The sequence below is a fragment of the Paraburkholderia gardini genome, assembly GCF_907164545.1.
Classification (GTDB): domain Bacteria; phylum Pseudomonadota; class Gammaproteobacteria; order Burkholderiales; family Burkholderiaceae; genus Paraburkholderia; species Paraburkholderia gardini.
In genome coordinates this window covers 120,636-133,329 of sequence record NZ_CAJQZB010000009.1, presented here as the reverse complement: position 1 = coordinate 133,329, position 12,694 = coordinate 120,636, and the positions used below count along the sequence as shown (strand labels likewise).

Annotated in this window: 10 protein-coding genes; 6 read left to right on the top strand and 4 right to left on the bottom strand. The window is 64.7% G+C overall.

Translation table 11 applies throughout. The features are described from left to right. Nucleotides 1-14 precede the first annotated feature (14 nt). From LPA37_RS09315 to LPA37_RS09300, 4 genes are all read left to right on the top strand, one after another. A complete protein-coding gene (locus LPA37_RS09315) occupies nucleotides 15-1,214 on the top strand; it encodes an amidohydrolase family protein (protein ID WP_228983352.1) in 1,200 nt (399 codons plus the stop codon). A gap of 13 nt (nucleotides 1,215-1,227) precedes the next feature. After that, nucleotides 1,228-1,749, top strand: a complete 522-nt coding sequence (locus tag LPA37_RS09310) for a (2Fe-2S)-binding protein (RefSeq protein WP_229012369.1) — start codon at nucleotides 1,228-1,230, stop codon at nucleotides 1,747-1,749. After that, the gene (locus tag LPA37_RS09305; RefSeq protein WP_229012368.1) at nucleotides 1,746-5,384 is read left to right on the top strand and encodes a molybdopterin cofactor-binding domain-containing protein; all 3,639 of its coding nucleotides are present in this window, start codon (nucleotides 1,746-1,748) and stop codon (nucleotides 5,382-5,384) included. Before LPA37_RS09310 ends, LPA37_RS09305 begins: the two co-directional genes overlap by 4 nt. Before the next feature lie 105 nt (nucleotides 5,385-5,489). Next, a complete protein-coding gene (locus LPA37_RS09300; protein WP_229012367.1) occupies nucleotides 5,490-6,698 on the top strand; it encodes an ABC transporter substrate-binding protein in 1,209 nt (402 codons plus the stop codon). 80 nt (nucleotides 6,699-6,778) lie between these two features. Here LPA37_RS09300 and LPA37_RS09295 read toward each other — a convergent pair whose 3' ends face one another. Beyond that, on the bottom strand, nucleotides 6,779-7,030 hold the full coding sequence (locus LPA37_RS09295) for a hypothetical protein (protein WP_228983340.1): 252 nt from the start codon (nucleotides 7,028-7,030) through the stop codon (nucleotides 6,779-6,781). Nucleotides 7,031-7,275: 245 nt separating this feature from the next. On the opposite strand from LPA37_RS09295, the gene LPA37_RS09290 reads away from it, so the two are divergent. Further along, nucleotides 7,276-7,800 (top strand): DUF6496 domain-containing protein, encoded by a 525-nt coding sequence (locus LPA37_RS09290; RefSeq protein ID WP_228983336.1) that lies wholly within the window; start codon nucleotides 7,276-7,278, stop codon nucleotides 7,798-7,800. A gap of 45 nt (nucleotides 7,801-7,845) precedes the next feature. Here LPA37_RS09290 and LPA37_RS09285 read toward each other — a convergent pair whose 3' ends face one another. After that, nucleotides 7,846-9,174 carry an aspartate aminotransferase family protein gene (locus LPA37_RS09285; RefSeq protein WP_228983335.1) on the bottom strand — a complete coding sequence of 443 codons (1,329 nt, stop codon included), beginning with the start codon at nucleotides 9,172-9,174 and terminating at the stop codon, nucleotides 7,846-7,848. 158 nt (nucleotides 9,175-9,332) lie between these two features. On the opposite strand from LPA37_RS09285, the gene LPA37_RS09280 reads away from it, so the two are divergent. Then, nucleotides 9,333-10,739 carry an aminotransferase-like domain-containing protein gene (locus LPA37_RS09280; protein WP_229012366.1) on the top strand — a complete coding sequence of 469 codons (1,407 nt, stop codon included), beginning with the start codon at nucleotides 9,333-9,335 and terminating at the stop codon, nucleotides 10,737-10,739. 5 nt (nucleotides 10,740-10,744) lie between these two features. Here the strand turns inward: LPA37_RS09280 and LPA37_RS09275 are convergent, their stop codons facing one another. Both LPA37_RS09275 and LPA37_RS09270 read right to left on the bottom strand, forming a co-directional pair. Continuing rightward, the gene (locus LPA37_RS09275) at nucleotides 10,745-11,368 is read right to left on the bottom strand and encodes a LysE family translocator (protein ID WP_229012365.1); all 624 of its coding nucleotides are present in this window, start codon (nucleotides 11,366-11,368) and stop codon (nucleotides 10,745-10,747) included. A 262-nt stretch (nucleotides 11,369-11,630) separates the two neighbouring features. After that, entirely contained in the window at nucleotides 11,631-12,686 is a 1,056-nt protein-coding gene (locus tag LPA37_RS09270; protein ID WP_228983326.1) for a permease, read from the bottom strand. Nucleotides 12,687-12,694: the final 8 nt, after the last annotated feature.

Sequence of the window (12,694 nt, the reverse complement as noted above, 5' to 3'; positions counted from 1 at the left end):
GAAGGGAGAAGCAGATGGCAGCAGAGACATTGACGGGTACATCGGGCAAGGTCGTCGTCGGGAATATCGGCCTGCTGTTGTCCGGCGACATCGACAAACCGGTTCTGGACGCCGATACGATCGTCATCGATGAAGGCGTGATCGTCGCGATCGGCCACGCGAAGGACTGCGACCTCGAAGGCGCGCGCACCACGATCGACTGCAACGGGACGACCGTCGCGCCGGGCCTGATCGATTCGCATGTTCATCCGGTGTTCGGCGACTGGACGCCGCGTCAGAACCAGATGGGCTGGATCGAATCGAATCTCAACGGCGGCGTCACGACGATGATTTCCGCCGGCGAAGTGCATCTGCCGGGCCGCCCCAAAGACATCACGGGTGTGAAGGCGCTGGCGATCACAGCGCAGCGTTCATTCGAAGGCATGCGCGGCGCCGGCGTTGGCGGTGGAGTGAAAGTGCTGGCCGGTGCGCCCGTGATCGAGAAAGGCATGGTCGAAGCCGACTTCAGGGAACTCGCCGAGGCAGGCGTGACGTTGCTGGGCGAGGTCGGCCTCGGCAGCGTCAAGGCGGGCGAGGAGGCGGGCCAGATGGTGGCGTGGGCGCGCAAGTATGGCATCCAGAGCACGATCCACACGGGCGGCCCTTCGATTCCCGGCTCCGGGCTCATCGACAAGGACGTCGTACTCGCCGCCGATGCCGACGTCATCGGCCATATCAACGGCGGTCACACGTCGCTACCGTATAAACATGTGTGCGACCTGTGCGAGCAATCCACCCGTGCGCTCGAGATCGTGCACAACGGCAATGAGCGCATCGCGTTGCTGACGGCACGCCATGCAATCGAACTGAAGTGTCCGCATCGCATCATTCTCGGCACCGACAGCCCGGCGGGTTCCGGCGTTCAGCCGCTCGGCATTCTGCGCATGATCGCGCTGATCTCGAGTCTTGCGGACATACCTGCTGAGATTGCGTTCTGCTTCGCCACGGGAAACACCGCGCGCCAGCGCCGCCTGAAGCAGGGTTTGATCGAGACTGGACGTCCCGCCGATCTCGTCTTCATGGATCGCGCCCAGCATACCGCCGGCGCGACGCTGCTCGAAAGTGTGCAACTGGGTGACATACCCGGCGTTGGGATGGTGATGATCGATGGCCTGATCCGTTGCCGTCGCAGCCGCAATACGCCCCCCGCGACCGAAGTACCGGTTGTGGTCTGAACGCGCGCACGCCATGGCTGCTCCCGTGTCACTGACCTTGCACGTGAACGGCGCGACGCATCGTGTCGTCGCGGATATCGACACGCCATTGCTTTATCTGCTGCGCAACGATCTGGAGCTGAACGGCCCGAAATTCGGCTGCGGGCTTGGCGAATGCGGCGCCTGCACGGTGCTGCTGGACGGCACGCCGACCCGCGCGTGTGTGACGACCGCGCGGGTCGCGCTGGAGCGCGAGATCACGACGCTGGAGGGTCTGGGTACACGGGGCGCGCTGCATCCGGTGCAGCAGGCGTTTATCGACGAACAGGCCGCCCAGTGCGGCTACTGTCTGAACGGCATGATCATGACGGCGAAAGCACTGCTCGATCGAAATCCGCATCCCGACGCCGAGGCGGTTCGCCGTGAGCTTTCGCGCAACCTGTGCCGATGCGGCACGCACGTTGAGATTCTGCGTGCCGTGCAGCGCGCCGCGGTCCTGCTCGCTGAACGTGGCGGGCATGACGTAGCTGCCGTACCTGCCGGAGACCCGCCATGACCGGGCCGGACTTCAGCGTCGATCGAAGCCGCGACGCTGAATCGCGGCGGACACTCTTCGACAGTGCCAACGTGCTGATCGTCACGCGGCCGCCGCAGGCATCGCCGCGAGCCGCCATGGGTCAACCCGGTTCGCGTTCCTCGCATGTGCCGACCGAAAAGGACATGTTCCTTGCGGTGCGGGGCGACGGTGGAGTCGTCGCGTTCAACGGGCACGTCGATCTTGGAACCGGCATCGGCACGGCGCTCGCGCAGATCGTCGCGGAAGAACTGGACGTGCCGCTCACGCGCGTGAGCGTCGTGCTCGGTCATACGGCCGAAGCGCCGAATCAGGGACCGACGATCGCCAGCGCGACGATCCAGATTTCAGCCGTGCCGCTTCGTCAGGCGGCCGCGCAGGCAAGGCATTTTCTCGTCGATGAAGCAGCGCGGCGCTGGAACGTCAGCGCGGAACTGCTCGACGTGCGCGATGGCATCGTGCATCGCCGCGATGGCGATATCGCAGCGGGCTTTGCCTATGCGGAGCTGATCGGTGGAAGACGCATCGAACTCGATCTCGCGCCGGATACGCCGCTCAAATCGCCCGACGAATATCGCATCGTCGGCAAGAGCACGCCGCGTGTGGATATTCCCGCCAAGGCCACCGGCGAACTCGTGTTCGTCCACGACGTGCGTGTGCCGGGCATGTTGCATGGGCGCGTGGTGCGTCCGCCGTATGCCGGTATCGCGCAGGGCGACTTCATTGGAAACAGCCTGCTACGGGTGAATGAATCGTCACTGCGCGAATTGCAGGGCGACGTGAAGGTCGTGGTGATTCGCGATTTTGTCGGCGTCGTGGCGCAGCGCGAGGAAATCGCGCACAACGCCGCGCGACGGCTCGACGTGCAATGGAAACCCGTCGACCCTCTGCCCGCGCTCGACACGAGCGAAGCGGTCGAAGCCGCGCTGCGTGCGAATCCGTCGACGCGCCGCGATCTCGTGATCGAAGGCGACGTGGACGGCGCGCTGGCGCAGGGCGGAAAAACGCTGGAGCGCACCTACGTCTGGCCGTTTCAGATGCATGCGTCGGTCGGACCTTCGTGCGCTGTCGCCGACTTTCGCGACGATACGCTGAAGGTGTGGTCCGGCACGCAGAATCCGCATTCGCTACGCGCCGATCTGGCACTGCTGCTCGCCATCGACGAAGCGCACATCGAGGTCGTGCGCATGGAGGCCGCCGGATGCTACGGCCGCAACTGCGCCGACGATGTCGCCGCGGACGCCGCGCTGCTCTCGCGTGCGGTGGGCAAGCCGGTGCGCGTGCAGCTCTCGCGCGAGGACGAACACGCGTGGGAGCCGAAAGGCGCGGCACAACTGATGGACGTGCGCGGCGGCGTCGATGCCGAAGGCGCGCTGACGGGCTACGACTTCGCGACACGTTACCCGTCCAACGATGCGCCGACGCTCGCATTGCTGCTCACCGGCGCCATCGCACCGCAACCCCAGGTGTTCGAAATGGGCGATCGTACGGCGGTGCCGCCGTACGACTACCGGACGATGCGCATTGTTTGCGACGACATGCCGCCCATCGTGCGCGCGTCGTGGTTGCGCGGCGTCTCCGCACTGCCGAATAGCTTCGCTCACGAATCGTTCATCGATGAACTGGCCGCTGAAGCGGACGTCGATCCCGTCGAGTTTCGCCTGAATCATCTCACGGATCCCCGCGCGATCGACCTCGTGAAAGCGACTGCGGAAAAGGCCGGCTGGCAGCCGCGCGTGACCGTTGAAGGCACACCCGGACCAGACAGGGAACCCGACGCGAGCGACATCATGCGCGGACGCGGCTTCGCCTACGCGCGCTACGTGCATAGCCGGTTTCCGGGCTTCGGCGCGGCGTGGGCCGCGTGGGTTGCCGATGTCGAGGTCAACCGGAAGAGTGGCGAGCTTGCGGTGACGCGCGTGGTCGTCGGCCAGGACGCCGGCACGATGATCAACCCCGATGGCGTGCGTCACCAGATCCACGGCAACGTCATCCAGGCGACAAGCCGCGCGCTCAAGGAACGGGTCGCATTCGGCAGCACGTCGGTGACGAGTCAGGAGTGGGGCGCCTATCCGATCCTCACGTTCCGTGAAGTGCCCGTGATCGAAGTCGTGATGATGCCGCGTCACGGCGAGCCGCCGATGGGCACCGGCGAATCCGCGTCGTTGCCGGGCGCCGCCGCGATCGCGAACGCGTTATACGATGCGACGGGTGTGCGCTTCCGGCGACCGCCGTTTACGCCGGACGTGATTCGCGCCGCGCTTGCCGATGCACAGGCCGAAGAGAAAGCCGCGCGCCGGAAGAAGCGCTGGCGCCTGGGGTTTTTCGGCGCGCTTGCTACGGGTGCAGCTGGGTGGCTAGGCGCTCTGGCGCTGGCACCGGCTGCCCTCGCGCCGGTCACGGCGCCGCTTGCAGGCACGTTCGCGCCTGAACTGATCGCGCGTGGCAAGGTACTTGCCGCCGCTGGCGATTGCGCGGTCTGCCATACCGCGCGCAACGGTGTGCCGAATGCGGGCGGCCTGCCGCTCGACACGCCGTTCGGCACGGTCTACAGCACGAACATCACGCCCGACGCGCAGACGGGCATCGGTAACTGGTCGCTCGAAGCGTTCGTGCGCGCGATGCGCGAGGGGATCCATCGCGACGGCCATCGTCTCTATCCCGCGTTTCCCTACACGTCGTTCAGGAACGTATCCGACGACGATCTGAAAGCGCTCTACGCGTACCTGATGTCGCAAACGCCGGTGCATGCGCGGCCGCCTGAAACGAAGCTCGCATTCCCGCTCAGCGTGCGCCCATTGATGGCCGTCTGGAACGGCCTGTTCCTGCAACGCAATACGGTCACGCACGATGCATCGCAAAGCGTGCAATGGAATCGCGGCGCGTATCTCGTGAACGGACTCGGCCATTGCGGCGCGTGTCATACGCCGCGCAACGCGTTGGGTGCCGAAAAAACCGGCGCGGCGTTTCTGGCAGGCGGCACGGCGGACGGCTGGCACGCACCCGCGCTGACGTCGCTGTCGGATGCCCCGGTGCCGTGGACCGAAGACGAACTTTTCAGCTATCTACGTTCCGGTCACGCCAGGCTGCATGGCGTCGCGGCCGGCCCGATGGCCGCGGTGGTCAGCGAACTGTCGGCGTTGCCCGATGAAGATGTCCGCGCGATGGCCACCTACCTCGCTTCGATGACGCCGGCCCAGCCGAATGCGAATCCCGAGGCGCTCGCCCGCGAATACGAAAGGGCCAGCGGCACACGCGATATTGCGTCAGCGGCCGGCGCCGGCGCGCGGCTTTTCGACGGCGCCTGCGCCGCGTGCCATCACACCGGCAGCGGGCCGGAACTGTTCGGCGCGCATCCGTCGCTTGCGCTCAATACGAATGTGCACAGTACCGCGCCGGATAACCTGATTCGCGTGATTCTGGATGGCATCGTCTCGCCTGCGCGGCCGGAACTCGGTACGATGCCGGCTTACCGCGACAGCTTCAACGATGCCCAGGTCGCCGAAATCGTGTCGTACATGCGCGGGCAGTTCGCGGGCGGCAGACCGGCATGGCGGAACGTCGAGGCGACGGTTGCACGTATCCGCGCCGACACCCGCACCCATGCATTGAACTGAACGCGATGCCGATGTGGCAAACCGGCTTTAGCAGTATTTAGCAGCCTTTAGCAGCACACCTGAATTCGCAGCATCACGCAATTCCTCGATAACGGAGAACAGGTAATGACCACGCGCGCAGGATGGATCACTCGCATGACGGTTTCGTTGACGCTCTCGGTGGCCGCGCTCGGCGCGAGCGCGCAGCAGACCATCAAGATCGGCGAAATCAACAGCTACAAGGCGCAGCCCGCGTTTCTTGGGCCGTACAAGAACGGCTGGAATCTCGCGCTCGACCAGATCAACGGTTCGGGCGGCGTGCTCGGCAAACAGCTCGAGGTCGTCTCGCGCGACGACAACGGCAACCCTGGCGACACGATCCGCGTCGCACAGGAACTGATCGCGCGTGAGCAGGTGCAACTGTTGTTCGGCGGTTTCCTGTCGAATACCGGCCTCGCGCTGACCGACTTCGCGAAGCAGCGCAAGATTTTCTTCCTGGCCGCCGAACCGCTGACCGACAAGATCGTCTGGGCCGACGGCAACAAATACACGTACCGTCTGCGTCCTTCGACGTACATGCAGGTCGCGATGCTCGTGCCGGAAGCCGTGAAGCTGAAGAAGAAGCGCTGGGCGCTGGTGTATCCGAACTATGAATACGGGCAGTCGGCCGTGGCCACGTTCAAGAAGCTGATGAAGGCCGCGCAACCGGATGTCGAGTTCGTGACCGAACAGGCCACGCCGCTTGGCAACCTCGATGCGGGTGCGGTGACGCAGGCGCTCGCCGATGCGAAGCCCGATGCGATCTTCAACGTGCTGTTCGGCGCGGACCTCGGCAAGTTCGTTCGCGAAGGCAATACGCGTGGCCTCTTCAAGGATCGCAGTGTCGTGTCGCTCCTGACCGGGGAGCCTGACTATCTCGATCCGCTCGGCGCCGAAGCACCGACGGGCTGGATCGTCACCGGCTACCCGTGGTATTCGATCGATACGCCGGCAAACCGGAAGTTTGTCGATGCCTATCAGGCGAAGTATCACGACTATCCGCGGCTCGGATCGGTGGTGGGTTATTCGGCGCTGATGTCGATTGCGGACGGGTTGAAAAAAGCAGGCTCAACCGATCCTGACAAGCTGGCTGCGGCATTCAAGGGACTGGGCGTCGATACGCCGTTCGGGCCGATTACGTTCCGCGCGCAGGACAACCAGTCGACGATGGGCGCGTATGTCGGCGTGACGGGCGTAAAGGACGGCAAGGGCGTGATGACGTCGTATCGCTACATCGACGGCGCAAGCGTGCAACCGTCCGATGCGGAGGTGAAGAAGCTGCGCCCCGCGGAATAGGCGACCGTCAGCGCGGCATGCGGCATGGCATTGCGCGGAGGCAGCGAACGCCTTCTGCGTAATGCCCGCTGGTTATTCCTCTATTCCTCGTGGTCGTGCTCGGCGACGAAGTGGCGCAGATAGGCGAGAACGGCCGCTTCGGCGGCGCGATGATCGGCACCGTTTTTCGAACCGGCGTTCTCTTCGTCGCCAAACAGCGCGGACGGCGCGTTATGCACGTCCACTTCCTGGCCCTCGCGATACAGGCGGATCTCGTGGGCCGTTTCGATGTATTCGGCGACCCAGTGGACCCCTTCAATATGCGTGCCGGCACGTATAGACGGTGGTTTCATGGTTGCGTCTCCCGATAGAGATGGTCTGAAGCGCCTTTTCTTCCCGTGTCCCCCATTTTTCATGAGCTTCCCTTTAACAATAGGCGCTGCGACAGGTCAGTGCATTCTTTGTTGAGCCGGCGTGCGCCGCCGGGTATCCCGCAAGCTCATGCCGCGTCACGCCGGTCGCGGGATCAGGACCCGTCGCGGTCACGGGCACACGCGTTGCTTCCCCGCAGAGGCAACCGTTACCTGGGGGAACTGTCATGCCAGAAAGAAAAACTGTCGCGCGCGCTCAAGCGGACAAACGCGCGGGAAAATCGGCGAGCACGCAGGCCGGCGAATTCGTGAAGGAAGAAGTCGATCGCGTGCGGGAAGGCAAACACGGTGTCAGATCGGCGAAGCAGGCCATCGCGATCGGTTTGTCGAAAGCGCGCCGTGCGGGCGTGGCGCTCAAGGCGCCAAAGAAGGGCGCGACCACTGAGGCAACCCGCAAAAAGGCGGCTCAGGACAGCGCCGCCGGCAAGCGCCGGCCAACGGCCGCGAAACCGGCCGGCAAGGAATCGAAATCGACACGTTCACGCGCCACGACCACGGCGCTCAGGCGCGAGAGCGGCGAGGGCGCATCGAAGAAGGCCTTGTCGAAACAGGCGAAGTCGGCGGCCAGCCATCGTCCGGCAGCGAGCCGCTCCGCGGCAGCGAAGAAAGCCGCGCAGACCAAAGGCGCGAGCGGCCGTTCAGCAGCCGCAAAAAAAGCGGCCCATACGAGGGCCGCCCGCGCGCATCACTAGCCGTGTAGCGCGCCTCGCGGCGCGTTATACGCTACACGTCACGCGTTACTGAACCGTCGCCAGCACCTCGCGAACGGTGCTGAAAATGCGGTCGATCTGCGCTTCCTCGATGATGAGCGGCGGCGAGAACGCGAGGATATCGCCCGTGAAGCGGATCAGCACGCCCGCTTCGAAGCATTTGACGAACGCTTCATAGGCACGCGCGCCCGGCGCGCCGTCGCGCGTGTCGAGTTCGATGCCGGCGATCATGCCGAGATTGCGGATGTCCTTCACGTGCTTCGCATCGCGCAGCGCATGGACGGCGCTTTCGAACTTCGGCGCCATCGATGCGGCGCGCGCGAACAGGTCCTCGCGGCGATACAGGTCGAGCGTCGCGACTGCCGCGGCGGTGGCGGCCGGGTGCGCCGAATACGTGTAGCCGTGCGCGAGTTCGATCGCGCCGGGCGCGCCGCTGTTCACGATCGTGTCGTGAACCGTGCGGCTTGCCGCGACAGCGCCCATCGGGATCGCTGCGTTGTTGATCGCCTTCGCCATCGTCAGCAGATCGGGCGTGACGCCAAAGTATTCGCTTGCGGTGGCCTTGCCGAGGCGGCCGAAACCGGTGATCACTTCGTCGAAGATCAACAGGATGCCGTGCTTCGTGCAGATGTCGCGCAGTTTCTGCAGATAACCTTGCGGCGGAATCAGCACGCCGGTCGAACCCGCGACCGGCTCGACGATGACGGCGGCGATCGTCGAGGCGTCATGCAGCGTGACGATACGTTCCAGTTCGTCGGCCAGATGTGCGCCCCACGCCGGTTGTCCCTTCGAAAACGCGTTGTGTTCGAGGCTGTGCGTGTGCGGCAGATGATCGACCGCGGGCAGCAGCGCGCCCGAAAACGTCTTGCGGTTCGGCGAAATGCCGCCCACCGAGATGCCGCCGAAGCCCACGCCGTGATAGCCGCGTTCGCGACCGATCAGGCGCGTGCGCTGGCCTTCGCCGCGCGCGCGGTGATACGCGAGCGCGATTTTCAGCGCGGTATCGACGGATTCCGAACCCGAGTTCGTGAAGAAAATGCGATCGAGTCCTTCCGGCATCAGTTCGGCCACTTTCGATGCCGCTTCGAAGGCGAGCGGATGGCCCATCTGGAACGTCGGCGCGAAGTCGAGCGTGGAGAGCTGCTTCGTGATCGCGGCGACGATCTCGTCGCGGCCGTGGCCGGCGTTCACGCACCAGAGGCCCGCGCAGCCGTCCAGCACCTCGCGACCGTCCGTCGTGCGGTAGTACATCCCCTTGGCCGATTCCAGCAGGCGCGGCGCGGCCTTGAACTGGCGATTGGCGGTAAAGGGCATCCAGAAAGACGACAGATCGTCGATGACGGGGCGCGAAGTCATGGGTTTTTCTCCTCGAAGTGGTAGCGAAACTGTAGCGCTCGCGGTCTAATGGCGGCATAGACAGTTGGCTCATCTGCACTGGCAACTGTGCTGGTTAATCCGCTTCGACTGTAGTGGTGCATGCGTGGTCCTTTATCGCTCGTTGCCCCTTCTTCGCCATGATCGAACTTCAGCTGCAACGCGACCGCCGTAGTACATCGACGCTGGTCGAGCAGGTCGTACAGGGCTTTGCGGCGGCGATCGAATCGCAGTCGCTGCGCGCCGGCGCGCTGCTGCCCTCGGTGCGGCAGCTGGCGCAGACGCAGCGTCTCAGCACGTTCACCGTCACGGAGGCCTACAACCGTCTTGTTTCGATGGGCCTCGTGGTGGCGCGGCGCGGTTCCGGCTACCGGGTCGCGACGCTCGACGCGCCCCCCGCGCGGGTGAGCGCGAGCGACTGGCAGCCACCCAGCCTGACCGCGACGTGGCTGCTCTCGGACGTGTACGCGGATCATTCGGTGCCGATCAAGGCCGGGTGCGGCTGGCTGCCGAACGAGTGGGTCAACGGCTCCGGGCTGCAGCACGCGCTGCGCGCAACGAGCCGCGTGCCGCCCGGGCGTCTCGCCGATTACGGCCATCCCTACGGGTTCGCGCCGTTACGCGAGCGCATCGCTGAACAGCTCGACCGGCACGGCCTGCCCGTCGATGTGTCGAACGTGCTGCTCACGCAGGGCGCCACACAGGCGCTCGACCTGATCGTGCGCACCCTGTTGCGTCCGGGCGATACCGTGCTGGTCGAAGATCCCGGCTACTGCAACCTGCTGCAGATCCTCAAGCTGGCCGGGCTCAACGTGCAGGGCGTGCCGCGCACGCCGGCCGGGCTCGATGCCGACGCGCTCGAAGGGCTCGTCGCAGCACATCGGCCGAAAGCGATGTTCGTGAACACGACGCTGCAGAATCCGACCGGCACCACGCTTGGCATGGCGTCGGCGTTCCGGCTGTTGCAGATTGCCGAACGGCAGCGCATGTGGGTGATCGAGGACGACGTCAGCCGCGAACTTGCACCGGCCAGCGCGCCGCTGCTCGCCGCGATGGAAGGACTGCATCGCGTGCTGTACGTGAGCGGTTTTTCGAAGACGGTCACGCCGGGGCTGCGCTGCGGTTATGTCGTCGCGGAGCGCGACGTGCTGCGCGAACTGGCGCGCACGAAGATGGCGGTGGGTTTGACGTCGTCGGAACCGATCGAGCGGATCGTCGACAAGGTGTTGCTCGAAGGGCGTCACGCGCGGCACGTCGAGACGGTCAACGAACAGTTGAAAGCGGCGCACGTGCAGGTCGAGGAACGCATCGATGCGGCTGGCCTCGAACTGTTTCACCGGCCACGCGCGGGTCTTTTCCTGTGGGCCAGACTGCCGGTCGAGCCGGAGCGTGCCGCCGAAATCGCGACGGCCGCGCTGCGCGACGGCATCTGGCTCGCGCCGGGTTCGTATTTCCGCCCCGACGACGCTCCCACCGCGTGGTTCCGCTTCAACGTACCCTATTCAACCGACGACGCGTTGTGGCGGTTTATCGCCGGTATCCGGTAGCGGCTTCAGGCAAGCAGATGCAGCGCGACCGGGTACATCGACAGCACCAGCAGCGAGGCCATCACGATGTTGAACGCGCGCAGCCAGCGCGGATTCGACAGAAGGCGCCGCAGGCTCGTGCCGAATGCGGCCCACAGGCAGATGCAGGGCAATCCGGTTACGTAGAACAACACTGCCATCATCAGTGAGTTGAAGCCGAAATCGGCACTCAGATGAATCGTGGTTGCGGCCGTCAGCACCATCATCCACGCCTTGGGATTGATCCACTGGAACGCGATGGCTTCATGAAAGCGCATCGGCCGGCGCTCGCCCTTGCGGGTCTGGATTTCACCCGACGTGCCGATTTTCCAGGCGAGATACAGCAGGTACACGACGCTTGCGACTTCGAGCGTGGTGTAGAGCATCGGAAAACGGCGAAACGCTTCGCCAAGGCCGAAGCCGACGGAAAGCATCAGCAGCGCGACGCCGGCGGCGATTCCGAGTATGTGCGGCATCGTGCGGCGAAAGCCGAAGTTGACGCCGGACGCCAGCAGCATCGTGTTGTTCGGACCCGGCGTGATGCTGGTGACGAGCGCGAACAGGATGCCGGCGGGCAGGGCGCCGAGTGTCAGCGGGGAGTCGAGTGACATGACGGGCTCCAGATTCGGTGACGGATGATGCAGTCTATCGAAGGAGTCCGGTACAGTACCGGTACAAATTGAGAGATGCTGCCCGGTACGGCTGGCGGATTGGCCACTGAAGCCAGCCGCGCGGAACCCGCCTGAACCTTGATCCCACCATCGCGCGATCACTTCATCTTGAATTTCAAACCGTCCGTTTTAGACGAATTTGACGCCACTAGTAACAGTCAGAACGAATGCAGCGATACGTTTCAAACTCGGTAGCCTGGATTCAGAAGCCCAAAGCGATGGCCAGCAAGCCGCTGACCACGCCGCATACCACCACCGCCAGTGCCACCACCGTCAGTACGCGCCTCGGGAACGAGCGGCCGAGCATGGCCATCGACGGGGCGCTGATCAGCGGCAATGTCAGCAGCAATGCGCCGGCGGGACCGGCTGCCATGCCGAACGACAGCATTGCCTGGATGATCGGCACTTCGCCGGCGGTCGGAATCACGAACAGCGTGCCCGCGACCGACAACGCGATGATCCACACGAGGCTGTTATCGATGTTCGGTCCGATGTGCGGAAACAGCCACGCACGCGCCGCGCCGAGAATTAAAACCAGCACGATATATTCGGGTACGAGACGCAGCGTCATCCTGCCGAGGATTTTCACCCAGCGCGTGAAAGCGGAGCCGGGGTCGTCGGCGGACACCAGTAGCGAGAGGACTTCGCGCGATGCTTCGGCTTCTTTCGGTGTGACCATGCGGTTCGCCAGATAGCCGAGGCCGAACACCATCACAATGCCGAGCGCGAGCCGCAAGCCCATCCACTGCCAGCCTAGCACGAAGCCCATGAAGATCAGCGTGGCCGGATTCAGCGCAGTGTTGCCGAGCCAGAACGCGATCGCCGCGCCAGGCGCCGCCTGGCGCGCGCGCAAACCGGCGACGACCGGGGCCGCACAGCAGGTACACATCATGCCCGGCAACGACATCAGGCAGCCCTTCACCACGCTGGTGAAATCAGTGCGGCCGAGCGCGCGCGCGACCCATTGCGGCGGAATCAGCGCCTGCACCGCCGAGCCGAGCAGCAGTCCGAGCACCATGGCTTGCCAGATTGCTTTGCCATAAGCGAGCGCGTAATCGGTCGCGGCTTGCCACGACGCGTCCGGCGCGCTCGCCGACGTGCCCATCAGGATCGACTTGCCGATGGAGTGCTGGCTCGCGGCAACGAACGCGCGGTTGTAGTACGGAAACCACTTCACGTAGAAGAGGCCGACCACCGCGATTAGCAGGAATACGACCCAGCCAGGCGCGACACGAGGTTGTCGAAGGGTTGATTGCATGAAGGTCT